This is a genomic window from Mycobacterium sp. 20KCMC460, assembly GCF_022179425.1.
GTDB classification, from domain to species: domain Bacteria; phylum Actinomycetota; class Actinomycetes; order Mycobacteriales; family Mycobacteriaceae; genus Mycobacterium; species Mycobacterium kiyosense.
This window is the reverse complement of sequence record NZ_AP025524.1, coordinates 2,320,609-2,342,278: the sequence shown is the minus strand read 5'-3', so window position 1 is coordinate 2,342,278 and position 21,670 is coordinate 2,320,609. Positions and strand designations below refer to the sequence as shown.

Below are 21,670 nucleotides of genomic sequence, written 5' to 3'. Positions count from 1 at the left end.
CCGAATTTCACGCGGCAGCCGTTGACAACGCCAAGCCGCGGGGGTAGACCCAAAAACAGCGCCGCGCAAGTGGGCCGACGGTCGACTCCGGCGGCGCAGGGGCCACCGCCCGGGCCCCGGAAAGCTGCAGCATGCCAACAGAAGCGGCAGTCAAAGCAGAACAAACATTGATCCATGTGTTGTGGATCAACGCTGGTCTCAGTTGTGACGGCGACTCGGTGGCGTTGACTGCCGCCACCCAGCCCAGCGTCGAGGAAATCGCCCTCGGGGCCCTGCCCGGGCTCCCACAAGTCGCCGTGCACTGGCCGCTGATCGACTTCGAGTGCGGACCAACCGGGGGCGCCGACGACTTCCTCGAGTGGTTCTTCAAAGCCGACCGCGGCGAACTGGAACCGTTCGTGCTCGTCGTCGAAGGCTCCATCCCCAACGAGCGGATCAAGGCCGAGGGCTACTGGTGCGGGTTCGGTAACGACCCGGCCACCGGCCAGCCCATGACCACCAGCGAATGGCTGGACCGGCTCGCACCCAAGGCCACCGCGATAGTCGCGGTGGGCACCTGCGCCACCTACGGCGGCATCCACGCCATGGCGGGCAATCCGACCGGCGCCATGGGCGTGCCCGACTACCTCGGCTGGGACTGGAAGAGCAAGGCCGGCATCCCGATTGTCTGCGTGCCGGGCTGCCCGATCCACCCGGACAACCTCTCCGAGACGCTGACCTACCTGCTCTACATGGCGACCGGTCAGGCGCCGATGATCCCGCTCGACGATGCGCTGCGCCCCAAGTGGTTGTTCGGCAACACCGTGCACGAGGGCTGCGACCGGGCCGGCTACTACGAGCAGGGCGACTTCGCCACCGAGTACGGGTCACCGAAATGCATTGTCAAACTGGGCTGTTGGGGTCCGGTGGTGAAGTGCAACGTACCCAAGCGCGGCTGGATCAACGGCATCGGCGGCTGCCCGAATGTCGGCGGCATCTGCATCGGCTGCACCATGCCGGGCTTCCCGGACAAGTTCATGCCGTTCATGGACGAACCGCCGGGCGGCAAACTGTCGAGCACCACGTCTGGTCTGTACGGCTCGGTGATCCGCGGCTTGCGGCACATCACCGAGCACACCCTCGACAAGGAGCCGCGCTGGCGGCACAAGGGCACCGAACTGACCACCGGAGCGCGCCGCACCTGGTAGGTGCCCCGTGCTTTTCCCCTTCAAAGCCGTATGCGGCGGAGAGCAGTATTCGCTATGACAACCATCATCCCCGAGCCGTCGACATCCAAGCGGGAGCCCGGTCAACTCGTCGAGATGGCGTGGGACCCCATCACCAGAATTGTTGGCAGCCTTGGCATTTACACCAAGATCGACTTCGAGAACCGGGAAGTCGTGGAATGCCACAGCACCTCGTCGATCTTCCGCGGCTACTCGATCTTCATGAAAGGCAAGGACCCGCGCGACGCCCACTTCATCACCAGCCGGATCTGCGGCATCTGCGGCGACAACCACGCCACCTGCTCCTGCTACGCGCAGAACATGGCCTACGGTGTGAAGCCGCCGCACCTCGGCGAATGGATCGTCAACCTGGGCGAGGCCGCAGAATACATGTTCGACCACAACATCTTTCAGGAGAATCTGGTCGGCGTGGACTTCTGCGAGAAGATGGTCGCCGAGACCAACCCCGGCGTGCTGGCCAAGGCTGAGAAGACCGCTGCCCCGCACGCCGACGCGCACGGCTACAAGACGATCGCCGACATCATGCGCTCGCTGAATCCGTTCAGCGGCGAGTTCTACCGGGAGGCTTTGCAAGTCAGCCGCTGGACGCGTGAGATGTTCTGCCTGATGGAGGGCCGCCACGTACACCCGTCCACGCTGTACCCCGGCGGCGTCGGCACCGTGGCGACCATCCAGTTGATGACCGACTACATGACCCGGCTGATGCGCTACGTCGAGTTCATGAAAAAGGTTGTGCCGATGCACGATGACCTGTTCGACTTCTTCTACGACGCCCTGCCCGGCTACGAGAAGGTCGGCCTGCGTCGCACCCTGCTGGGCTGCTGGGGTTCGTTCCAGGACCCCGAGGTGTGCAACTTCGCCTACAAGGACATGGAACGCTGGGGCAACGCCATGTACGTCACCCCGGGTGTGGTCGTGGACGGCAAGCTGGTCACCCACTCGCTGGTCGACATCAACCTCGGCATCCGGATCCTTTTGGGCAGTTCGTATTACGACGACTGGACCGATCAGGAGATGTTCGTGCACCGCGACCCGCTGGGCAACCCGGTGGATCGCCGGCACCCGTGGAACCAGCACACCAACCCCCATCCGCAGAAGCGCGAGATGGACGGCGGCAAGTACAGCTGGGTGATGTCGCCGCGCTGGTTCGACGGCAAGGACCACCTGGCATTGGATACCGGCGGCGGCCCGCTGGCCCGGCTGTGGGCGACCGCGCTGGCCGGACTGGTCGACATCGGCTACGTCAAGGCCACCGGCAACAGCGTCCAGATCAACCTGCCCAAGACCGCACTCAAGGGTCCGGTGGAGTTCGAGTGGAAGGTGCCCAAGTTCGGCAGCAACACCATCGAGCGCGATCGGGCCCGCACCTACTTCCAGGCCTACGCGGCGGCCTGCGCGCTGTACTTCGCGGAGAAGGCGCTGGAAGAGATCCGCGCCGGGCGTACCAAGACGTGGGAGAAATTCGAAGTCCCCGACGAGGGCATCGGCTGCGGGTTCACCGAAGCGGTGCGCGGCGTGCTCAGCCACCACCTGGTGATCCGGGACGGCAAGATCGCCAACTATCACCCCTACCCGCCGACTCCGTGGAACGCCAACCCGCGGGACAGCTTCGGCACTCCGGGGCCCTACGAGGACGCGGTGCAGGGTCAGCCCATCTTCGAGGAGAACGACCGGGAGAACTTCAAGGGCATCGACGTGATGCGCACGGTGCGCAGCTTCGACCCGTGTCTGCCCTGCGGCGTGCACATGTACCTGGGCAAGGGGAAGACCCTGGACAGACTGCACACGCCGACCCAGTCGCCGGTCGGGGAGTAGAGCCCGGTATGACTCGGCCGGATCGCCCGCAGGCTTCAGCAGATGACGCGCAGTGGCGCACCGCGGGCGATCGGATCCAGACCCTGCTGGATTCCTGCGCGGCCGGCGGGACGGCGACTTACGAACGGGCCGCGCAGTTGGTCCGCGAGGTGGTCGGGCTCTACGGGGCCGCGCTCGAACGGATTCTTGCCCAAGCCGGTCCCGATTTAGCCGAGCGGCTGGCCACCGACGACCTGGTGGCCAGCCTGCTCCTGGTGCACGGTTTGCATCCGCATGACCTGCACCGCCGGGTGAGCGACGCGCTGGACCGAGTGCGGCCCTACCTCGGTTCGCACGGCGGCGACGTGGATCTGCTGGAGATCGTTCCCGGCGAAGGACCGGGAGAAAGTACCGTGCGGCTGGCGTTCCAGGGCAGCTGCAAATCGTGCCCGTCGTCGGCGGTGACGCTGGAATTGGCCGTCGAGGACGCGGTCCGCGCCGCCGCTCCGGAGATCGCCACGATCGAGGTGGTGACGACCGCGCCCACCCATGTCATCGCGGCGGAATCGCTGCTGTCGCGGGTGCATTCGAGCGGCTCGTGGCAGCCGGCGCCGGAGCTGGCCTTGTTGGCCGCCGGCGAGGTGGCGGGTTTCTGGATCGCCGGAGTCGGCGTGCTGGCCTGCCGGGTCGGCGAGCGGACGCTGGCCTACCGCGACCATTGCCCGGTCTGCCTCGACTCGCTGGCCGGCGCGCGGTTGACCGGCAACTCACTGCAATGTCCGCGTTGCACAACGGAATTCGATGTCGTACGGGCGGGCGTTGGACCGGATGGGGCGCATCTCGAGCCGTTGCCGCTGCTGCCCCGCGACGGGGTGCTGTCGGTGGCGCTGCCGGTGTTGGGGGCGCCGGCGTGACCGGCCCGTACGACGTCCTGACCCGCATCACCAACCGGCGGCAGCCGCAGCCCGCCGGTGAACGTTGCGAGATGTGCGCCGAGTCGATCGCCGACGAGCACCAGCATGTGGTGAATGTGGCGGGGCGGCAACTGATGTGCGTGTGCCGCGCCTGTTATCTGCTGTTCACCGACCCGCACGCCGCGTTGCGCTACCGCGCCGTTCCCGATCGGTATCTGGTGTTTCCGCGGTTCGCGCTGGACCGCCGGGCCTGGGAGGCGCTGCAGATCCCGGTCGGCGTGGCGTTCTTCTTCACCAACTCCGACCTGGGCCGCACGGTCGCGTTCTATCCCGGCCCGGCCGGTGCGTGCGAGTCCGAGCTGGATTTGGAGCTGTGGAATTCGATCCGAGCCGCCGACCCCCGGGTGCAGATACTGGCCGACGACGTGGAGGCGCTGCTGGTGCGGGTCCCCGACAACCCGGACGGTCCAGACGGCGGCGCGCCGCAGACGTTTCTGGTGCCGATCGACGCCTGTTACGAGTTCGTCGGGCGGCTGCGGATGTTGTGGCGCGGGTTCGACGGCGGCCAGCAGGCGCGGCAGTTCATCGACGACTTCTTCGCCCGGGTCGCCGGGCGGGCGCGGGAGGTGCCGCGATGACCGAGCAGCCGATCGACGTGAGCTTCGCGGTGCTCGACGTGACGCCCGAACCGTACGCCGTCACCCCGGTGCTGACGGCACGCGTCGGCGTCTGCGCCGACCCGGACGACCCGGTGCACGCCATCGCACTGCGCTGCCAGGTCCGGATCGAACCGCTGCGCCGCAACTACACCGACGCCGAGGCCGCCGGTTTGACCGACCTGTTCGGCACCCGAGACCGGTGGGCCACCACCCAGCGAACTTTCCTGTGGCAGCATTGCAGCGCAATGGTTCCCGGCTTCGCCGGCACCACCACGGTGGCGCTGCCGCTGGACTGCACCTACGACTTCGAGGTCACCGCCGCCAAGTACCTGCATGCGTTGAGCGATGGTGCGCTTCCCCTCCAATTCCTGTTCAGCGGAACGATTTTCGTCAAATCCGAACGCGGATTCTCGGTGCAGCAGGTGTCCTGGGACTGCGAGGACCGCTACGACATGCCGATCCGGGTCTGGCACGATCTGATCGCGCTGCACTACCCCAACACCGGTTGGGTGCGGCTGCGTCACGAAACCGTCTGCGCGCTGGCCGGCTACAAGTCGGCCCGCGGGATGCTCGACCTCGATCACGCGGTGAGCACGCTGCTGACCGAGTCGGCGCAGCGCGAGGTGGCGCCATGAGCGCGGGTTGGGACCGCGCCCGCGCCGTCGCCGACGCGGTGCTCTACGAGGGCTACCTGCTGTACCCCTACCGCGGGACGTCTAGCAAGAACCGATCACGTTGGCAATTCGGCGTTCTGGGCCCACCCGGAGCGGCCGACGCCGGGCTCGGCGAAGACGACTCGCTGGCGACGCAGTTCCTGGTCGAGTCGGGACAGGCACTCACCGTGGTGGTGCGGTTCCTGCAGCTGCAGCGCCGCCAGGCTCAGCGCCAGACCCCGACCGGCTTCGAACCCGCCGACGAGTTGACCACGCCGTCGGGCTTGTGGCTGACCTGGGACGAAGCGGTGGAGTGCGAAATAGCTTTCAGATCACTGCGATTCGACGAATTTCCACTGACGCTGCCGGTCCTGGCGCCAGCGGGAACGGACGTCGAACCCGTCGCGGGCGGGCGCCTGGTCCGGCAACGCCAGGAGATCCGCGGCGAATTGACGCTGCGCGCCGAACCCGACGGGGAGCTGCTGCGAATCTCGTTGCGGCTGGCCAATACCGGTGCGACGGCGTCGGATAAGGACGACGCCACCGCCCGGTCCATGATCGGCAGCCACCTCATCGCCGAAGTCGTTGACGGGGCGTTCGTTTCGCTGTTGGAGCCGCCGCCCGGCGCCGCCGATGCGGCCGCACGCTGCAGCCAGCACCGGTGTTTCCCGGTGCTGGCCGGGCCGCCCGGGGCGCACGACATCCTGCTGGTGTCGCCGATCATCCTCTACGACCACCCGGAAGTGGCCGAACAGAGCAGCACCGCGCTGTACGACTGCACGGAGATCGACGAGATCCTGACGCTGCGGGTGATGACCATGACCGACGAGGAGAAGGCGCAGGCGCGCGCCACCGATCCGCGGGCCGCGCAGCTCATCGACCACTGCGACGCCATGTCGCCCGAGGCGATGGCCCGCCTGCACGGGGTGCTGCGCGACCCGCACACCGCATCGGGGTTGATCCCCGAGATCCCCGAAGGTGTCGACTGGTGGGATCCGCGGGCCGACAACGCGGTTCGCCCTGAGATCGACGCCGTGCTGGTGAACGGCACCCGGGTGGCCCGCGGCAGCCGGGTGGTGTTGCGGCCGCGGCGCAACGCCGACGCACAGGACATCTTCGTCGCCGGCAAGACCGCGCGGGTCGCGTCGGTGCACGAAGACGTCGAGGGCAACAGGCACGTCGGCGTGGTGGTCGAAGACGATCCGGCCGCCGAGTTGCACGACTGGTACGGGCGCTACCTGTACTTCTCCCCCGACGAGATCGAGCCGGTCGCCGAACAATCAGGCGCCGAACAAGTCGAAAGGAATGTGCCATGGATGTCCTAGGTCGGATTTTCGCCGTCCTCATCGCGGTGGTGTTGGTGGTGGCGGTGGTGATCGGCGTCGCCTCCTTGCCCGATGCCAAACGCTATCTACGCCTTCGGCGCATGTGAGGCGCATCCAGGCAGGATTATGGCGACGCGCATTCTGGTAGCCGGGATCGGCAACATCTTCCTCGGCGACGACGGGTTCGGCTCGGAGGTGGTGCGGCACCCGGCGATGCCGCAGCACGGGTCCGACGTGCGGGTGGTCGACTACGGGATCGGCGGCATGCACCTGGCTTACGACCTGCTCGACGAATGGGACAGCCTGGTCCTGATCGACGCGATACCCAACCGCGGCAATCCCGGTGCCCTGCACGTCTTTCAGGCCGACCACGACGCCGACGGCGGTGCCGTCGGCTTGGACGCACACAGCATGGATCCGCAGACGGTGTTCGCCAGTGTGCGGGCGCTGGGAGGCAGCCCGCCGTACACGGTGATCGTCGGGTGTGAAGCCGGCAGCGTCGATGAGGGCATGGGCCTGACCGGACCGGTGGCCGCCGCCGTCCCCCGGGCGGTCAACGCGGTTCGCAAAATCGTTGCGGCACTGCGGTGTTCAGCACCGGAGGGGCACTGACCCATGTGTCTGGGTATCCCGGGGCGAGTGATCAGGATGCTGGAGGGCTACGAAGGCCAACTGGCCCTGGTCGACGTGATCGGTGAGCAACGCCGAGTCAACGTCGCCATGTTGCCCGAAGAGACGTTCTCGGCCGGCGACTGGGTGATCATCCACATGGGTTTCGTGGTGGAGAAGACCGATCGGGCCGGAGCCGAGCAGGCGATGGCCGGGCTGGAGCTGATGGGTCGGGGTGACGCCGGCCCGGCGGCCGGGCTGAGCGCCGGCTAGCGGTCGAGATGACCGAGGGCGCCGAGATGTTCGCGCGGTATGCCTATGCCCCGAACGCCCTCGGCTTCTGCGGTCCCCCGCTGGGCGCCACCTTGCGGGACGGTTCGGAGGACGACGTGCGGGCCGCGGCCCGCACGTTCTCCGGCGCCTGGCCGTATCTGCGCGTGCTGGCGCAATTGACCGGTATCGCCGACCCGCTTGATCACCGGCTGGTGCAGTCGTACTGGCTCGGTGGCGGGGTGGGTGCGAACCTGGCTCCCGAGCAGTTCTACGACGAACTGCTGGCCATCATCGGACCGCGGGCGGGACATTACTGGTCGCACCTGACGCCCGAGCTGGCCTGCGAAGCGGCCGGAAATCATTGCTTCCACGTGTTCGGCGTGTACCCCTGGTCGAGGTTTCTGGGACGCGGCGGCCCCACCGCCGTCGAGCATCCGCTCTATGTGCTCGACAACTGCCGGATCAGTTGGGGCACAGTGCTTTCCCGGACCGACGACGTCGTCGAAGTCAGCTGCCGGCGGCTGGTCTGGGACGGCCGCGCGCTGACGCTGTCCGATCCGGCACCGCGGCGGCTCGAGTTGTGGACCGACGGCTACTGCGCGGTGCCCGACGTCTCCCCCGGCGAGGACGTCGCGGTGCACTGGTCGCGGTTGTGCGGGCGGCTGGCGCCGACGGAGGTGCGTGCGCTCGAGGACAGCACCCGGCGCCAGCTGCTGCTCACCAGCCGACGACTGGCACACGTCTGATTCCGTGCCAGACTGACCGCGTGCCCGGTTCCATCTGTGACGTGCTGCCCAGCGTGGCCGCCCTGCTCGGGGTGGCGGGGGTAGCCGACACGCTCGGGCTCGCCGACTGGACGGGACGCGTCGACCGCATCTGCGTCGTACTGGTGGACGGTCTGGGTTGGCACCTGCTTGCCGACCTGCTCGACGACGCGCCGCTGCTGGCGTCGGTGCTGACCGGCCGCGCCGGCCGGCTGCAGCGGCTGGACTGCACGTTTCCGTCCACCACGCCGACCAGCCTGGTGTCGCTGGGCACCGGCGCGCAGCCCGGCGAGCACGGCGTCCTGGGCTTCACCCTCACCGTCCCCGGTGCCGACCGGGTGCTCAACCACATCCGGTGGCGCGACGACCCGCCGCCCGCACAGTGGCAACCACTGCCGACGTGGTTCCGGCGGCTCCACGACGCCGGTATCAGTGCCCGCGCCGTGCTGCCGGAGTGGTTCATCGGCAGCGGGCTGACCGAAGCCGCTTACGGCGGTGCGCAATTCGTCGCCGCCCGCGCCGACGACGACTACCCGGGCCGGCTGACCGATCAGCTGCGCGCCGAACCGGGGCTGGTGTACGGCTACACCGCCGACCTGGACACCGCCGCGCACGTGTTCGGTATCGGGTCGCCGCACTGGCATGATGCGGCGGCGCGGGTGGATACGCTGCTGTCCCGGGTGGTCGATGCGCTGCCCGGCGGCGCGGCCCTGCTGATGACCGCCGACCACGGCGGCCTCAACGTGCCCCCGGACGCCCGTATCGACATGGACGCCGACCCGCGGCTGACGGCCGGAGTGCGGGTGGTCGCCGGCGAGCCTCGGGTGCGTTACCTGCACACCGATCCCGGCGCGACCGCCGACGTGGTGGCCACCTGGGCCGAGTTGCTGGCCGGCCGCGCCGACGTGCGCACCCGCGACGAGGCCGTCGGCTCCGGGATGTTCGGCACCGTGTCGCCGCGCAATCTGCCCCGCATCGGCGACGTGGTGGTGACCTGCACCGGCGACGCGGCGATTCTGGCCACCGGCCACGAACCACCGGAGACGGCCCGGCTCATCGGCTTTCACGGCGCGGCGACCGAAGCGGAGCTGGCGATCCCATTGATCGCCATCGGCTAGGCCGTGCGCGGCGGCCTCGGCCGGGTACCAGGTCGGCGACGCGACCCAACCCGCCCGAGCCGTCAATCCGAGAGTTCACCGTTCTCCCCGGCCTCGACCCGGTGCGCGCGCCAGTGCCGGAACCCGCGGCGCGCCACCACCACGCCCACCACCGCGGTCACGCACCACACGCCGATGGCCGCATACGCCAACACCGGCGACTTGTCGCCGATCGACGCGCCCAGCGCGGTGTAGACGAAAGCCCGTGGCACCGAACCGATGAAGGCGCCGACGGCCATCTGCCACAACGGAACCCCGAACGCCCCGAAGGCGTAGGACGCCAGCGCGTCGGACAAGCCGGGAACGAAACGCTGACCGACCACAGCCCACAGGCCGCCGCGTTCGATCATCGCGTCGAGCCGCTCGGTGCGAGCAGCCCCCAGCAGCGCGCGGGCGCTGTCCCGGCCGGCTCGCCGGCCGAGCAGGCTCGCGACCACCGCGGTGCCCACCGTCGCCCCCAGCGTCACGAACACGCCCAGCAGCGGCCCGAACAGCAACCCGCTGCTGGCGGCCAGGATGGGTCCCGGCACAAAGATCGCGCCGAGCACCGCCGACACCACGATGTAGGCCAGCGGCGCCGCCGGACCGGCCGCCGCGACCACGCGGCGCACGTCCTGGATGTCGACCAGGTGCCGCACGGCCAGCAGATAGAACATCACGGCGAGAAAGGCCGCGAAAACGGCGAGCCGCACGATGTGCGGTCGCCGCGATACCGGTTCGGGCTGCTCGTGGGTCTCGGAGTCTGCTTGGGAGTCCATTGACCGCAATTCTTGCCCATGACCGGTTCACGTAGGGTGCAGCCGTGGCGAGAACCGATGATGACACCTGGGAAATCACCGAAAGCGTCGGCGCGACGGCACTTGGCGTGGCCGCGGCGCGCGCGGCCGACACCGAAAGCGACGACCCGCTGATCGACGACCCGTACGCGCGGATCTTCCTCGACACCGTCGGCGACGGCGTGTGGAACTGGTACGGCGCTCCCGAACTGCCCGCCGAGGTGGTCGAGGCCGAACCCGACATGCCGGCGCGGATGCGCGCACTGGTCGATTATTTCGCCACGCGGACAAAGTTTTTCGACACCAGCTTCGTCGAGGCCGCCGACGCGGGCATCCGTCAGGCGGTGATCCTGGCCGCGGGTCTGGACGCCCGGTCGTGGCGGTTGCCGTGGCCGGACGGCACCACGGTCTACGAGCTGGACCAGGACAAGGTGCTGGACTTCAAGGCCGCGACGCTGCTCGAGCACGGCGCGCAACCGCGGGCCAACCGGGTCGCCGTCGCGGTCGATCTGCGCCAGGACTGGCCTAAGGCGTTGCGGGACAGCGGATTTGATCCGTCATTGCCGAGCGCGTGGTCGGTCGAGGGGCTGTTGATGTATCTGCCGGCGGCGGCACAGGACCTGTTGTTCGAACGTATCCATTCCCTGGCCGCCCCCGGTAGCCGGCTGGCCGTGGAGGGTCTGGGCCCGCAGTTCGCCGACCCCGAAGGCCGGGCACAGCGCCGCGAGCGGATGGACCGGATCCGCGAGTTGCTGGCCCGTACCGATTCCAAGCTGGTGGTGCCCAGCACCGACGAGCTGTGGTACTTCGAAGAACGCGAGGACGTCGGCGACTGGTTGCGCCGCCACGGCTGGGAGGTGACGGCGACGCCGTCCGAGGAGCTGATGGTCCGCTATGGCCGCGCGCCGGTGCCGGGCCTGGACGGCGCCTCCCCGACGCACCTGTTCGTCTCCGCCCTGCGCACTACAGGGGGGTGACGTAGGCCGAGCTGATACCGCCGTCGACCAGGAACGTCGACGCGGTCACGAAGGAGGCGTCGTCGCTGGCGAGAAAGGCTACGGCGGCGGCGATTTCGTCGGGCTCGGCGAACCGGCCCAGCGGCACGTGGATCAACCGGCGGGCGGCCCGCTCGGGATCCTTGGCGAACAACTCAGCCAGCAGCGGTGTGTTCACCGGCCCGGGGCACAGCGCGTTGACCCGGATGCCCTGGCGGGCGAACTGCACCCCGAGTTCGCGCGACATCGCCAGCACCCCACCCTTGGAGGCGGTGTAGGAGATCTGCGAGGTCGCCGAACCCAGCACCGCGACAAAGGATGCCGTGTTGATGATCGAACCCTTGCCGGCCGGCACCATGTGCCGCAACGCCGCCCGGCAACACAGGTACACCGACTTCAAGTTCACGTCCTGGACGTGTTGCCATGCCGCCAGTTCGGTGTTCTCGATCACGTCGTCCTCGGGCGGCGAGATACCGGCGTTGTTGAAGGCGATGTCCAGCGAGCCGCAGGCGTGCGCCGCGGAGTCGAACAGTTTGTTCACCGAGTCTTCGTCGGAAACATCAACGGGCACATACAAACCGGAGAGCTGCTCGGCGACCGCGCCGCCCGCGTCGGCGTCGATGTCGCCGATCACCACCGTGGCGCCCTCGGCGTGCAGCCGACGCGCCGCGGCCAGGCCGATGCCGCTGGCACCGCCGGTGATGACGGCCACCCGGCCGGCCAGCCGCTGGGTCAGGTCGATCACTGCTCCTCCTTGATCGCGATGAAGACGTTCTTGGTCTCGGTGAAGTGCAGCGGCGCGTCCGGGCCGAGCTCGCGGCCCAGCCCGGACTGCTTGAACCCGCCGAACGGGGTGTTGAACCGCACCGAGGAGTGCGAATTCACCGACAGGTTGCCCGATTCCACTGCACGCGACACCCGCAGCGCACGGGACAGGTCGTCGGTCCAGATCGACCCGGACAGGCCGTACTCGGTGTCGTTGGCCAGCGTGATCGCATCGTGCTCGTCGTCGAAGGCCAGCACGGTGACCACCGGCCCGAATATCTCTTCGGTGACGCTGCGGTCGGTGCGCGCCGGGGTGAGAACCGTTGGCGGAAACCAGAATCCGGGACCCTCGGGAGCGGCGCCGCGGAAGGCGACCGGGGCGTCGTCGGGCACGTAGGAGGCGACCTTGTCGCGGTGCGCGCGGGAGACCAGCGGGCCCATTTCGGTGTCCCGGGACCCGGGATCGCCCACCGCGACCGCCTTGATGGCGGGTTCGAGCAACTCCATGAATCGGTCATAGACGCTGCGCTGCACCAGAATCCGGCTGCGGGCACAGCAGTCCTGGCCGGCGTTGTCGAACACCCCGGCCGGCGCGGTCGCCGCCGCACGCTCCAGATCGCAGTCGGCGAAGACGATGTTGGCGCTCTTGCCGCCCAGTTCCAGCGTCACCCGCTTGACGTGTGCCGCCGCCCCCGACATCACCCGCTTGCCGACGTCGGTGGACCCGGTGAACACCACCTTGCGCACTCCCGGGTGGGTCACGAAACGCTCCCCCACCACCGCGCCGCGGCCGGGCAGCACCTGCAGCAGGTCGGGTTCCAGGCCGGCCTCGGCGGCCAGCTCACCGAGGCGCAGCGTGGTCAGCGGTGTCCACTCGGCGGGTTTGACCAGCACCGCGTTGCCGGCGGCCAGTGCCGGCGCGATCCCCCAGGTCGCGATCACCATCGGGAAGTTCCAGGGCGTGATCACTCCGACCACGCCCAGCGGCTCGTGGAACGTGATGTCGATGCCGCCGGCCACCGGAATCTGCTTGCCGGACAACCGTTCCGGGCTGCCGGCGTAGAACTGCAGCACGTCGCGGACGTTGCCGGCCTCCCATTCCGCCGACGCGATGGGGTGCCCCGAGTTGGCCACCTCCAGCGCGGCCAGTTCGTCGACGTGGGCGTCGACGGCGGCCGCGAAAGCCCGCAGCCCGGCCGCGCGTTCGGCCGGGGCCAGTGCCGCCCAGCGCTGCTGCGCCGCCCGCGCGCGGGCCACCGCGTCGTCGACGGCGGCGACGTCGGCATGCTCGACGGTGCGCAGCACCTCCTCGGTGGCGGGGTTGATCAGCTCGGCGGCGGTCATCGGGCCGCGTACGATCTCGCGGCGTCGATCAAGGCGGTGAACAACCGCAAGTCGTCCAGCGACTGTTCTGGATGCCATTGCACCGCAACGGCGAACGCGTCGCCGGGCAACTCCACGGCCTCCACCACACCGTCGATGTCCCACGCCCCGACGACCAGCCCGTCGCCCACCTTGTCGATGGCCTGGTGGTGGTAGCACGGCACGTCGATGCCCTCGCCGATCAGCGCGGCCAGCCGGGTGCCCGCCACCGTGCGCACCGGCAGCCGGCTGAACACGCCGCCGCCGGCCCGGTGCCCGGAATGCCCGATGACCTCGGGCAGATGCTGGTGCAGGGTGCCGCCGAACGCGACGTTGAGCAGCTGCGCACCACGGCAGATGCCCAGTACCGGCAGGCCCCGGTCTAACGCCCCCCGCAGCAGCGCGAACTCCCAGGCGTCGCGATCGGTGCGCGGCTGGTCGGTGCTGGGGTGCGCCTCTTGGCTGTAGGCGGCCGGGTCCAGGTCGTAGCCACCGGTGATCACCAGGGCGTGCAAGCTGTCGAGCAGTCCCTCGACGGTGTCGGCGGCCACCGGCTGCGGGGGCAGCAGTACCGGGACGCCGCCGGCCAGCACCACGCCTTCGAAGTAGTCCGACGGCAGGTAGGCGGCGGGGACATCCCAAGTGCCGCTCTGGATCTGCTCCAGATACGTCGTCAGCCCCACGACCGGACGGCTCCGTGGCGATCGCAAGTGCGGCGCAGCCGGACGCAGCGGGTCGCCACCATCAGGCTCCCGTGGCGATCGCAAGTGCGGCGCAGCCGGACGCAGCGGGTCGCCACCATCAGGCTCCCGTGGCGATCGCAAGTGCGGCGCAGCCGGACGCAGCGGGTCGCCACCGGGGTCAGAGCCGTTCAAAACCACGCTTCCTCTCCCAATCGGTGACCGCCGCGTTGAACGCCGCCACTTCCACGCATGCGTTGTTCAGATAGTGGTCGACCACGTCGTCGCCGAAAGCGGACCGGGCCAGCTCAGATGCCCCGAAAATCCCGGCGGCCTCGCCCAGGGTGGCGGGTAGCCGCTCGACATCGGTTGCCTGGTAGGCATTCCCGGTGTAGGGCTCGCCGAGTTCCAGGCCCTGTTCGATACCGTACAGGCCGCCCGCGATCAGCGCCGCGACGGCCAGATACTGGTTGACGTCGCCGCCGGGGACCCGGCATTCGACCCGCATGCCGGGTCCGTGCCCGACCACCCGCAGCGCGCAGGTGCGGTTGTCCAGCCCCCAGGCCACCGCGGTAGGGGCGAAGCTGCCATCGGCGAATCGCTTGTAGGAGTTGATGTTCGGGGCGTAAAACAACGTCAGCTCACGCAGCGACGTCAGCAGGCCGGCGACGAAGTGGCGAAACAAGGCCGACATGCCGTGCGGCGCATCGGCTTCGGCGAATAGCGGACCTTGCGCGTCACGCAGCGACAGGTGGATGTGACAGCTGTTACCTTCGCGCTCATCGTATTTCGCCATGAACGTCAGGCTCTTGCCGTGCCGGTCGGCGATCTCCTTGGCGCCGTTCTTGTAAACCGCGTGGTTGTCGCAGGTGACCAGCGCCTCGTCGTAGCGGAAGCCGAGTTCCTGCTGGCCGTTGTTGCATTCGCCTTTGACGGCCTCCACGCGCAGACCAGCGCCCGCCATGCCCAGCCTGATGTCGCGCAGCAGCGGCTCCATGCGCGTCGATGCCAGGATCGCGTAGTCGATGTTGTAGTCGCTGGCCGGCGTCAGGCCGCGGTAGCCGTCCGCCCAGGCCTGCCGGTAGGACTGCTCGAACACGATGAACTCGAGTTCGGTGGCGACGTCGGCGACCAGACCCCGCCCGCTGAGCCGGTCGAGTTGGCGGCGCAACACCGCCCGCGGCGCGGCGGTGACGGGGCTCCCGTCGGCCCAGGACAGGTCGGCGATCACCAGCGCCGTCCCGGGCAACCACGGGACCAGCCGCAGCGTGGCCACGTCCGGGGTCATCACCATGTCGCCGTAGCCGGTTTCCCAACTCGACATGGCATAGCCGGGCACCGTGTTCATGTCGACGTCGACGGCCAGCAGGTAGCTGCAACATTCGGCGCCGTGACCGGCCACCTCGTCGACGAAGAAGCGACCCGCCACCCGCTTGCCCACCAGCCGGCCCTGCATGTCGGTGAACGCCACGATGACGGTGTCGATGTCACCGTCGGCGACCAGTGCCGCCAGTTCGGCCTCGGACAACATGTCGACGACCGCTACCAACCGCTAGTGCGCAGAATGATCTCGGTGGCCAGCTGCGCGGTCGACTCGGTGGCGTTGCGCCGGCCGAGCATGTCCACCACCCGGTAGTCGCCGAAGACCAGCCGCTGGCCGGCGCGGGCGGCGTCGCGCAGCGCCGGCGAACTCACCAGCACGGTGGTGGCGATCTCGACCGGCGGACAGTTCTCGTCGCCGGCCTTGGACAGCCGGGGATGGACGCGGTCGATGACGACCAGCCCCACGAAGCGGCCCAGTCTGGTCGCCGCGAGTTCCCAGGCCAGTTCGGCGCCGTCGCGGTCGCCGACCACCACCGCCCACGAGATGCCCAGCGAGTCCAGGATGCCGATCACCGATTTGGGCGTCAGTCTCGGGTCGGCGCCGATGACCACGGTGCGCAGTGACGCGTTGTGCAGCCGTTCGCAGACCGCGTCATACGCTGCCGGCGCGCGTTGTTCGGCGGCCAGTATCACCACGACCGTGCCGTTCTGCGGGCCGGCAACACCGACCGGGACGGCGAAACCGTCCAGGGTGGTCATCATCGGGGACACCCTCGCAAATTACCGGAAACCACCGCGGCCGGCAGCCCGGATAATCACGGCAGGGTGAGGATCTCGGCGCCGGTGTCGGTGACCAACAGGGTGTGCTCGAACTGCGCGGTCCACTTGCGGTCCTTGGTGACCACGGTCCAGCCGTCGTCCCAGATCTCGTAGTCCAGGCCGCCCAGGTTGATCATCGGCTCGATGGTGAACGTCATGCCCGGCTGGATCACCGTCTCGACGGCCGGCTGGTCGTAATGCAGGACCACCAGCCCATTGTGGAAGGTGGTGCCGATGCCGTGGCCGGTGAAGTCGCGAACCACGTTGTACCCGAACCGATTTGCGTAGGATTCGATGACCCGGCCGACCACCGACAACGCCCGGCCCGGCTTGACGGCCTTGATCGCCCGCATGGTCGCCTCGTGGGTGCGTTCGACGAGCAGCCGGTGCTCCTCGGAGACGTCGCCGGCCAGGAAGGTCGCGTTGGTGTCGCCGTGCACACCGTTGATGTACGCGGTGACGTCGATGTTGACGATGTCGCCGTCCTCGATCACCGTCGAGTCGGGAATGCCGTGGCAGATGACCTCGTTCAGCGACGTGCAGCACGACTTCGGGAAATGCTTGTAGCCCAGCGTCGACGGATACGCGCCGTTGTCGACCATGTACTCGTGCGCGATGCGGTCAAGCTGGTCGGTGGTGACGCCGGGGGCGACGGCCTTGCCGGCCTCCTGAAGTGCGCGGGCGGCGATCTGTCCGGCGACGCGCATCTTCTCGATCACCTCGGGCTCCTGCACCCACGGTTCGGTGCCCTCTTTGGCGGTGTCCTTGCCGACGTATTCCGGACGAGCGATCCACTTCGGCACCGGCAGCGTCGGGGACAGCACGCCGGGGGAAAGCGCGGTACGCGTGGGCATGACCGCCAGTCTAATCAGCGCGTCGGGTCTCAGAACAATTTGGGACGACGCAGCAACGCCCGCCGCGGACCGCGGATGATCACCGAACCGAACACCAACTGACCGGACAACACGACGTGCGGATTGCCTTCCGCCGGTGGGTCTTTACGCCGATCCACGGCGGTGCCCACATAGGCCTCGACGTTGTCGATGGAGGCGCTGGCACCCTCGGGCAACCGCAGATCCAGGTTGCCGAACTTCATGTCGATCTCGATGACGACGACGGGCCCGGCGAACCGGGCCTTGGTGAGGTCGAGGTCGATCGAGCCGAACCGTCGCACCAGCGACAGCCGGGTCGGCACCGTCCACTCGCCGTGCCGCTTGAGCGAGCCCGCCCAGCCGCGCAGCTCCACCCGGTCGGTGGCCGAGGTGACGACGGCACCCGGCCCGGGGAGGTCGCCGACCAGGCTGTCCAGTTCGTTACGGGTGCGCGCATAGGACACCTGCCGGGACCGCTGCTCGAACTCGTCGAGGTCGATCAGCCCGAGCGCCAGGGCGTTGTGCAGGCGGCGCATGGTGCCGTTGCGGTCGGCGTCGGACACCCGCAACGCCATGTCCCCGTCGGTCACGGCGTGCTCTGAAGTTCGGCGCCCACCCTCGCAAACTTACCGTCAAGCCAGGTAGCCAGCCGGTAGCGAGTCGAACATCACCTTGGTCATCCGGACCGCATACTCCGAGCTGCCGCCACCGACGATCAGCGCCGCGAACGCCAGGTCGCCGCGGTACCCGGCGAACCAGGAGTGCGATCCGCCCGGGAACTCGGCCTCACCGGTCTTGCCGTAGACCTCGCCGCAGCCGGCGATCTCCTTGGCGGTGCCATTGGTGACCACCAGCCGCATCATCGGCCGCAGCGCCTCGACCATTTTCGGGGTGATCGGGGTGTTGTCGCCGTTCACCGTCGTCGGACGACCGGCGATCAGCTGCGGCACCGGGGTCTTGCCGGCGGCGACCGTGGCGGCCACCAGGGCCATGCCGAACGGGCTGGCCAGCACCCGGCCCTGGCCGAAACCGTCCTCGGTGCGCTCGGTCAGATCCACCGTGGGCGGCACCGAGCCGGTCACCGTGGTGATCCCCTCCACCTGGTAGTCCAGCCCGATGCCGTAGCGGCTGGCGGCCTGGGTCAGCCCGCGTGGCGGCAGCTTGCTGCTCAGCTCGGCGAACGTGGTGTTGCAGGAACTGGCGAACGCCCGCGACAGCGGCACCACGCCGAGGTCGAAGCCGCCGTAGTTCGGAATCGTGCGGTGGCCGATGTCCAGGTGACCGGGGCAGCCCATCATGGTGTTCGGGGTGGCCATGTCGCGGTCGACGGCTGCGCCGGCAGTGATCATCTTGAACGTCGATCCCGGCGGGTAGAGGCCGGTCGTGGCCAGCAGCCCCTCGGCGTTGGCGCCGCCGTTCTGCGCGATCGCCAGGATCTCCCCGGTCGATGGCTTGATCACCACCAGCATCGCCTTGCCGCCGCGGGTGTCCACCGCGTGTTGGGCGGCGTTCTGCACGGCCCGGTCCAGCGTGATGGACACCGAGGGCGCCGGCGCGCCTTCGACCTCGTGCAACACCGCGACGTCGACGCCGTTCTGGTTGGTGCTGACGATGCGCCAGCCGGCCTGACCGTCGAGCTGGTCGACCACCGCCTTCTTCACTTCGGCCATCACCGCGGGCGCGAAGTGCGGATCGGTGGGTAGCAGTTCGGGTCGCGGCGTCACGACGACACCGGGCAACGTGCCGATCGCCGGGAACACCCGGTTGTTGTCGTCGGGCAGCAGCGTGACCAGGTCCACGGGCTGGGTACCGGAGCTGGCCGTTTCGGCGAGCAGCTGCGGGTCGTTGAGCTGGTCGTTGAACGGGTGCAGGGCGTCGATCACCGCGTGCGCGGTGTTGATCAGCTCGGGTCCGGCCTGGGTGGCGTCCAGCGAGTAGTTGTACAGGTAGCCGGGTGCCAACACGTCGCTGCCGCCGAGCTCGTTGACCGAGGCGCGCCGCGGCTGCTCGGCGCGCAGCGCGAAGGTCTGGTGCTCGCCGAGCTTGGGGTGCAGCCCGTTGGGAGTCCAGCGGACCTGCCAGCGTCCCTCGTCGCGGGCCATCTTCAGTTGCCCGTCATAGGTCCAGGTGCGGTTCTTGGGCAGATGCCAGGTGAACCGGTAGGTGACGGTACCGGTGTCCTCGGCGTACTTCGCGCTGAGCACCTGAGCGTCCAGGTGGCTGGCCTGCAGGCCGGCCCACGCCGCGTTCAGCGCTTCGCGGGCCTCGTTGGGGTTGTTGCTGAGCTGCGCGGCGGTCGCGGTGTCGCCGACCGACAGCGCGGCCAGGAACTTCTGTGCCGCCGGACTCGGCCCCTCGGGCTTGGGTGTGCAGCCGGGCAGCACCACCAGCGCGACGAGCAGGCATGTGACAACTGGGGCTAATGTTGCTCTAGTGACCATCGATGCTGATGTTAAGAACTTCAGCCGTGACATCGGTGCCGACACACCGAGACCGAACCGTTATGCCTGTGCGCCTCGCCGCGCGGGCCACTTGGTTGCCGAATTCCGCCCCGGATTTCACGGTGTGGTCGCACTCGCGGGCTGGAAGGCCAAGCGAAGCCTCAGTCCAGCAGGACCGTCGCGAAGGTGCCGACCTCTTTGAACCCGATCCGCGCGTAGGCCGCCCGGGCCACGGTGTTGAAACTGTTCACGTAGAGGCTGGCGATGCGCCCGCTGCCGACGATCACCGCGGCCAGCGTCGCGGTGCCCGCGGTGCCCAGCCCCAGCCCACGTCGCTCAGGATGCACCCAGACGCCCTGGATCTGACCGACCGACGGAGACTGCGAGCCCACCTCGGCCTTGAAGACCACCTGCCCCTGCTCGAAGCGGGCCCACGCCCGCCCCGCCGCGATCAGGCTGGCCACCCGGCGACGGTAGCCACGACCGCCGTCACCGAGCCGGGGATCAACCCCGACCTCGCCGATGAACATGTCGACGGCGGCGACCAGATAGGCATCCAGCTCCTCGGGCCGCACCTGCCGCACCTCGGTGTCCAGCGTGCAGTTCGGGTGGCTGTTGATCGCCATCAGCGGCTGGTTGTCGCGCACGTCGCGCGCGGGACCCCAGGCGGATTCGAGCCGCTGCCACATCGGCAGCACCAGGTCGGCCCGGCCGACCAGCGACGAGCAGCGGCGCGCCGTGCTCTTGGCCTCGTCGGCGAACGCGTTCAGGTCGATCAGGTTGCCCCGCAACGGGATCAGGTTCGCCCCGGCGAAGCACAGCGACTCGTCCACGCCGCCGCGGGTCCACAGTTCTCCGCCGATCGCATTCGGCTCGACGCCGTAATCCGCGACCCGTGCGGCCACCATGCAGGACTCGACCGGATTCTCGTTCAGCACCCGCCAGACCGCGGCGGCGTCGCGCACCACGGACACCCGTCTCTCGCCAACCAGGCGCAAGATGGGCGGAGCCGACATCTCATAACTCTCTGTGGTGCGAACCCGTATTGCGATCGAGGGCCGGTGAGTCAGGCCCTCATCAGCTTACGGTCACAATAGGCGAACCGCTCGCTGCCGTCCCCGGATCTTTTTCCGATTCGTCAACCATTTGCTCGGCCAGGCGCATCGCTTCCTCGATCAGCGTCTCGACGATCTGCGACTCGGGCACCGTCTTGATCACCTCGCCCTTGACGAAAATCTGCCCCTTGCCGTTGCCGGACGCCACGCCCAGGTCGGCTTCGCGGGCCTCCCCGGGTCCGTTGACCACGCACCCCATTACCGCCACCCGCAGCGGCACGTCCAGGCCGTCAAGTCCGGCGCTCACCTCGTTGGCCAGCGTGTACACGTCGACCTGGGCGCGTCCGCAGGACGGGCAGGACACGATTTCCAGCCCGCGGGGCCGCAGGTTGAGCGACTCCAGGATCTGGGTGCCGACCTTGACTTCCTCGACCGGTGGAGCCGACAGCGACACCCGGATGGTGTCGCCGATCCCCCGCGACAACAACGCGCCGAACGCGACGGCCGACTTGATGGTGCCCTGGAAGGCCGGACCTGCCTCGGTGACGCCCAGGTGCAGCGGGTAGTCGCACTGGGCGGCCAGCTGCTCGTAGGCGGCGACCATGACCACCGGGTCGTTGTGCTTGACGCTGATCTTGATGTTGCCGAAGCCGTGCTCCTCGAACAGCGAGGCTTCCCACAACGCCGACTCGACCAGCGCTTCGGGGGTGGCTTTGCCGTACTTCTCCATGAACCGCTTGTCCAGGGATCCGGCGTTGACGCCGATCCGGATCGGGATGCCCGCCGCGCCGGCGGCTTTGGCGACTTCGCCGACCCGCCCGTCGAACTCCTTGATGTTTCCCGGATTCACCCGCACGGCCGCGCAGCCGGCGTCGATGGCCGCGAAGATGTACTTCGGCTGGAAGTGGATGTCGGCGATCACCGGGATCTGGCTGTGCTTGGCGATCTCGGCCAGTGCGTCGGCGTCCTCCTGGCGCGGGCAGGCGACCCGGACGATGTCGCAACCGGCCGCGGTCAGCTCGGCGATCTGCTGCAGGGTGCTGTTGACGTCGTGCGTCTTGGTGGTGCACATCGACTGCACCGCAATCGGATAATCACTACCCACCCCGACGTCGCGCACCATCAACTGACGCGTTTTCCGCCGGGGGGCCAGCGTGGGCGCCGGGGGTGCCGGCATTCCCAGGCCAATGGACACGTTGAACTTCGCC

General features: G+C 68.6%; 22 protein-coding genes. 11 read left to right on the top strand and 11 right to left on the bottom strand.

Annotation, left to right across the window (positions count from 1 at the left end; all coding sequences use genetic code 11):
• The first annotated feature begins 131 nt into the window (after positions 1–131).
• From MKCMC460_RS10980 to MKCMC460_RS10935, 10 genes are all read left to right on the top strand, one after another.
• On the top strand, positions 132–1,187 hold the full coding sequence (locus MKCMC460_RS10980) for a hydrogenase expression protein HypE (protein WP_236976523.1): 1,056 nt from the start codon (positions 132–134) through the stop codon (positions 1,185–1,187).
• A gap of 54 nt (positions 1,188–1,241) precedes the next feature.
• On the top strand, positions 1,242–3,041 hold the full coding sequence (locus tag MKCMC460_RS10975) for a nickel-dependent hydrogenase large subunit (RefSeq protein ID WP_236976524.1): 1,800 nt from the start codon (positions 1,242–1,244) through the stop codon (positions 3,039–3,041).
• Between the two features lie 8 nt (positions 3,042–3,049).
• Positions 3,050–3,934: a NifU family protein gene (locus MKCMC460_RS10970; protein WP_236976526.1), complete on the top strand. Its 885-nt coding sequence runs from the start codon at positions 3,050–3,052 to the stop codon at positions 3,932–3,934.
• Entirely contained in the window at positions 3,931–4,572 is a 642-nt protein-coding gene (locus MKCMC460_RS10965; RefSeq protein ID WP_236976528.1) for a DUF5947 family protein, read from the top strand. Before MKCMC460_RS10970 ends, MKCMC460_RS10965 begins: the two co-directional genes overlap by 4 nt.
• A complete protein-coding gene (locus MKCMC460_RS10960) occupies positions 4,569–5,228 on the top strand; it encodes a DUF6084 family protein (RefSeq protein ID WP_236976530.1) in 660 nt (219 codons plus the stop codon). Before MKCMC460_RS10965 ends, MKCMC460_RS10960 begins: the two co-directional genes overlap by 4 nt.
• Positions 5,225–6,571, top strand: a complete 1,347-nt coding sequence (locus MKCMC460_RS10955) for a hypothetical protein (protein ID WP_236976532.1) — start codon at positions 5,225–5,227, stop codon at positions 6,569–6,571. The genes MKCMC460_RS10960 and MKCMC460_RS10955 overlap by 4 nt, the downstream gene beginning before the upstream one ends.
• 126 nt (positions 6,572–6,697) lie before the next feature.
• Positions 6,698–7,183, top strand: a complete 486-nt coding sequence (locus tag MKCMC460_RS10950; RefSeq protein ID WP_238305698.1) for a hydrogenase maturation protease — start codon at positions 6,698–6,700, stop codon at positions 7,181–7,183.
• Between the two features lie 3 nt (positions 7,184–7,186).
• A complete protein-coding gene (locus MKCMC460_RS10945) occupies positions 7,187–7,453 on the top strand; it encodes a HypC/HybG/HupF family hydrogenase formation chaperone (protein ID WP_236976534.1) in 267 nt (88 codons plus the stop codon).
• Between the two features lie 8 nt (positions 7,454–7,461).
• Complete coding sequence (locus MKCMC460_RS10940; protein ID WP_238305697.1) at positions 7,462–8,199, top strand: DUF6390 family protein; 738 nt, start codon at positions 7,462–7,464, stop codon at positions 8,197–8,199.
• A 20-nt stretch (positions 8,200–8,219) separates the two neighbouring features.
• Entirely contained in the window at positions 8,220–9,335 is a 1,116-nt protein-coding gene (locus MKCMC460_RS10935; protein WP_236976536.1) for an alkaline phosphatase family protein, read from the top strand.
• Positions 9,336–9,397: 62 nt separating this feature from the next.
• On the opposite strand, the gene MKCMC460_RS10930 is transcribed toward MKCMC460_RS10935, so the two are convergent.
• Positions 9,398–10,132, bottom strand: a complete 735-nt coding sequence (locus MKCMC460_RS10930) for a TVP38/TMEM64 family protein (protein ID WP_236976538.1) — start codon at positions 10,130–10,132, stop codon at positions 9,398–9,400.
• Between the two features lie 44 nt (positions 10,133–10,176).
• On the opposite strand from MKCMC460_RS10930, the gene MKCMC460_RS10925 reads away from it, so the two are divergent.
• The gene (locus MKCMC460_RS10925; RefSeq protein WP_238305696.1) at positions 10,177–11,127 is read left to right on the top strand and encodes a class I SAM-dependent methyltransferase; all 951 of its coding nucleotides are present in this window, start codon (positions 10,177–10,179) and stop codon (positions 11,125–11,127) included.
• On the opposite strand, the gene MKCMC460_RS10920 is transcribed toward MKCMC460_RS10925, so the two are convergent.
• From MKCMC460_RS10920 to ispG, 10 genes are all read right to left on the bottom strand, one after another.
• Positions 11,114–11,890: a 3-oxoacyl-ACP reductase gene (locus MKCMC460_RS10920; RefSeq protein ID WP_238305695.1), complete on the bottom strand. Its 777-nt coding sequence runs from the start codon at positions 11,888–11,890 to the stop codon at positions 11,114–11,116. The genes MKCMC460_RS10925 and MKCMC460_RS10920 overlap by 14 nt on opposite strands.
• A complete protein-coding gene (locus MKCMC460_RS10915) occupies positions 11,887–13,254 on the bottom strand; it encodes an aldehyde dehydrogenase (protein ID WP_236976541.1) in 1,368 nt (455 codons plus the stop codon). The genes MKCMC460_RS10920 and MKCMC460_RS10915 overlap by 4 nt, the downstream gene beginning before the upstream one ends.
• Positions 13,251–14,153 carry a gamma-glutamyl-gamma-aminobutyrate hydrolase family protein gene (locus MKCMC460_RS10910; protein WP_236976542.1) on the bottom strand — a complete coding sequence of 301 codons (903 nt, stop codon included), beginning with the start codon at positions 14,151–14,153 and terminating at the stop codon, positions 13,251–13,253. Before MKCMC460_RS10910 ends, MKCMC460_RS10915 begins: the two co-directional genes overlap by 4 nt.
• Positions 14,134–15,483: a glutamine synthetase family protein gene (locus MKCMC460_RS10905; RefSeq protein WP_236976543.1), complete on the bottom strand. Its 1,350-nt coding sequence runs from the start codon at positions 15,481–15,483 to the stop codon at positions 14,134–14,136. The genes MKCMC460_RS10910 and MKCMC460_RS10905 overlap by 20 nt, the downstream gene beginning before the upstream one ends.
• A gap of 11 nt (positions 15,484–15,494) precedes the next feature.
• Entirely contained in the window at positions 15,495–16,037 is a 543-nt protein-coding gene (locus MKCMC460_RS10900) for an alpha/beta hydrolase (RefSeq protein ID WP_236976544.1), read from the bottom strand.
• A gap of 53 nt (positions 16,038–16,090) precedes the next feature.
• Entirely contained in the window at positions 16,091–16,948 is an 858-nt protein-coding gene (gene map / locus MKCMC460_RS10895; protein WP_236976545.1) for a type I methionyl aminopeptidase, read from the bottom strand.
• A gap of 29 nt (positions 16,949–16,977) precedes the next feature.
• Positions 16,978–17,541 carry a DUF1707 domain-containing protein gene (locus MKCMC460_RS10890; RefSeq protein WP_236984259.1) on the bottom strand — a complete coding sequence of 188 codons (564 nt, stop codon included), beginning with the start codon at positions 17,539–17,541 and terminating at the stop codon, positions 16,978–16,980.
• 57 nt (positions 17,542–17,598) lie between these two features.
• Complete coding sequence (locus MKCMC460_RS10885) at positions 17,599–19,407, bottom strand: penicillin-binding transpeptidase domain-containing protein (RefSeq protein WP_236976546.1); 1,809 nt, start codon at positions 19,405–19,407, stop codon at positions 17,599–17,601.
• A 161-nt stretch (positions 19,408–19,568) separates the two neighbouring features.
• On the bottom strand, positions 19,569–20,423 hold the full coding sequence (locus MKCMC460_RS10880) for a GNAT family N-acetyltransferase (RefSeq protein ID WP_238305692.1): 855 nt from the start codon (positions 20,421–20,423) through the stop codon (positions 19,569–19,571).
• Between the two features lie 61 nt (positions 20,424–20,484).
• Positions 20,485–21,657 (bottom strand): flavodoxin-dependent (E)-4-hydroxy-3-methylbut-2-enyl-diphosphate synthase, encoded by a 1,173-nt coding sequence (ispG, locus tag MKCMC460_RS10875; protein WP_236976549.1) that lies wholly within the window; start codon positions 21,655–21,657, stop codon positions 20,485–20,487.
• Positions 21,658–21,670 lie beyond the last annotated feature (13 nt).

Excerpts from the sequence above, each read along its gene's own strand:
- MKCMC460_RS10980 (WP_236976523.1), top strand. The coding sequence starts at position 132 with ATGCCAACAGAAGCGGCAGTCAAAGCAGAACAAACATTGATCCATGTG.
- MKCMC460_RS10975 (WP_236976524.1), top strand. The coding sequence starts at position 1,242 with ATGACAACCATCATCCCCGAGCCGTCGACATCCAAGCGGGAGCCCGGT.
- MKCMC460_RS10970 (WP_236976526.1), top strand. The coding sequence starts at position 3,050 with ATGACTCGGCCGGATCGCCCGCAGGCTTCAGCAGATGACGCGCAGTGG.
- MKCMC460_RS10960 (WP_236976530.1), top strand. The coding sequence starts at position 4,569 with ATGACCGAGCAGCCGATCGACGTGAGCTTCGCGGTGCTCGACGTGACG.
- MKCMC460_RS10955 (WP_236976532.1), top strand. The coding sequence starts at position 5,225 with ATGAGCGCGGGTTGGGACCGCGCCCGCGCCGTCGCCGACGCGGTGCTC.
- MKCMC460_RS10950 (WP_238305698.1), top strand. The coding sequence starts at position 6,698 with ATGGCGACGCGCATTCTGGTAGCCGGGATCGGCAACATCTTCCTCGGC.
- MKCMC460_RS10945 (WP_236976534.1), top strand. The coding sequence starts at position 7,187 with ATGTGTCTGGGTATCCCGGGGCGAGTGATCAGGATGCTGGAGGGCTAC.
- MKCMC460_RS10940 (WP_238305697.1), top strand. The coding sequence starts at position 7,462 with ATGACCGAGGGCGCCGAGATGTTCGCGCGGTATGCCTATGCCCCGAAC.
- MKCMC460_RS10930 (WP_236976538.1), bottom strand. The coding sequence starts at position 10,132 with ATGGACTCCCAAGCAGACTCCGAGACCCACGAGCAGCCCGAACCGGTA.
- MKCMC460_RS10915 (WP_236976541.1), bottom strand. The coding sequence starts at position 13,254 with ATGACCGCCGCCGAGCTGATCAACCCCGCCACCGAGGAGGTGCTGCGC.
- MKCMC460_RS10905 (WP_236976543.1), bottom strand. The coding sequence starts at position 15,483 with ATGTTGTCCGAGGCCGAACTGGCGGCACTGGTCGCCGACGGTGACATC.
- MKCMC460_RS10900 (WP_236976544.1), bottom strand. The coding sequence starts at position 16,037 with ATGATGACCACCCTGGACGGTTTCGCCGTCCCGGTCGGTGTTGCCGGC.
- map (WP_236976545.1), bottom strand. The coding sequence starts at position 16,948 with ATGCCCACGCGTACCGCGCTTTCCCCCGGCGTGCTGTCCCCGACGCTG.
- MKCMC460_RS10890 (WP_236984259.1), bottom strand. The coding sequence starts at position 17,541 with ATGGCGTTGCGGGTGTCCGACGCCGACCGCAACGGCACCATGCGCCGC.
- MKCMC460_RS10885 (WP_236976546.1), bottom strand. The coding sequence starts at position 19,407 with ATGGTCACTAGAGCAACATTAGCCCCAGTTGTCACATGCCTGCTCGTC.
- MKCMC460_RS10880 (WP_238305692.1), bottom strand. The coding sequence starts at position 20,423 with ATGTCGGCTCCGCCCATCTTGCGCCTGGTTGGCGAGAGACGGGTGTCC.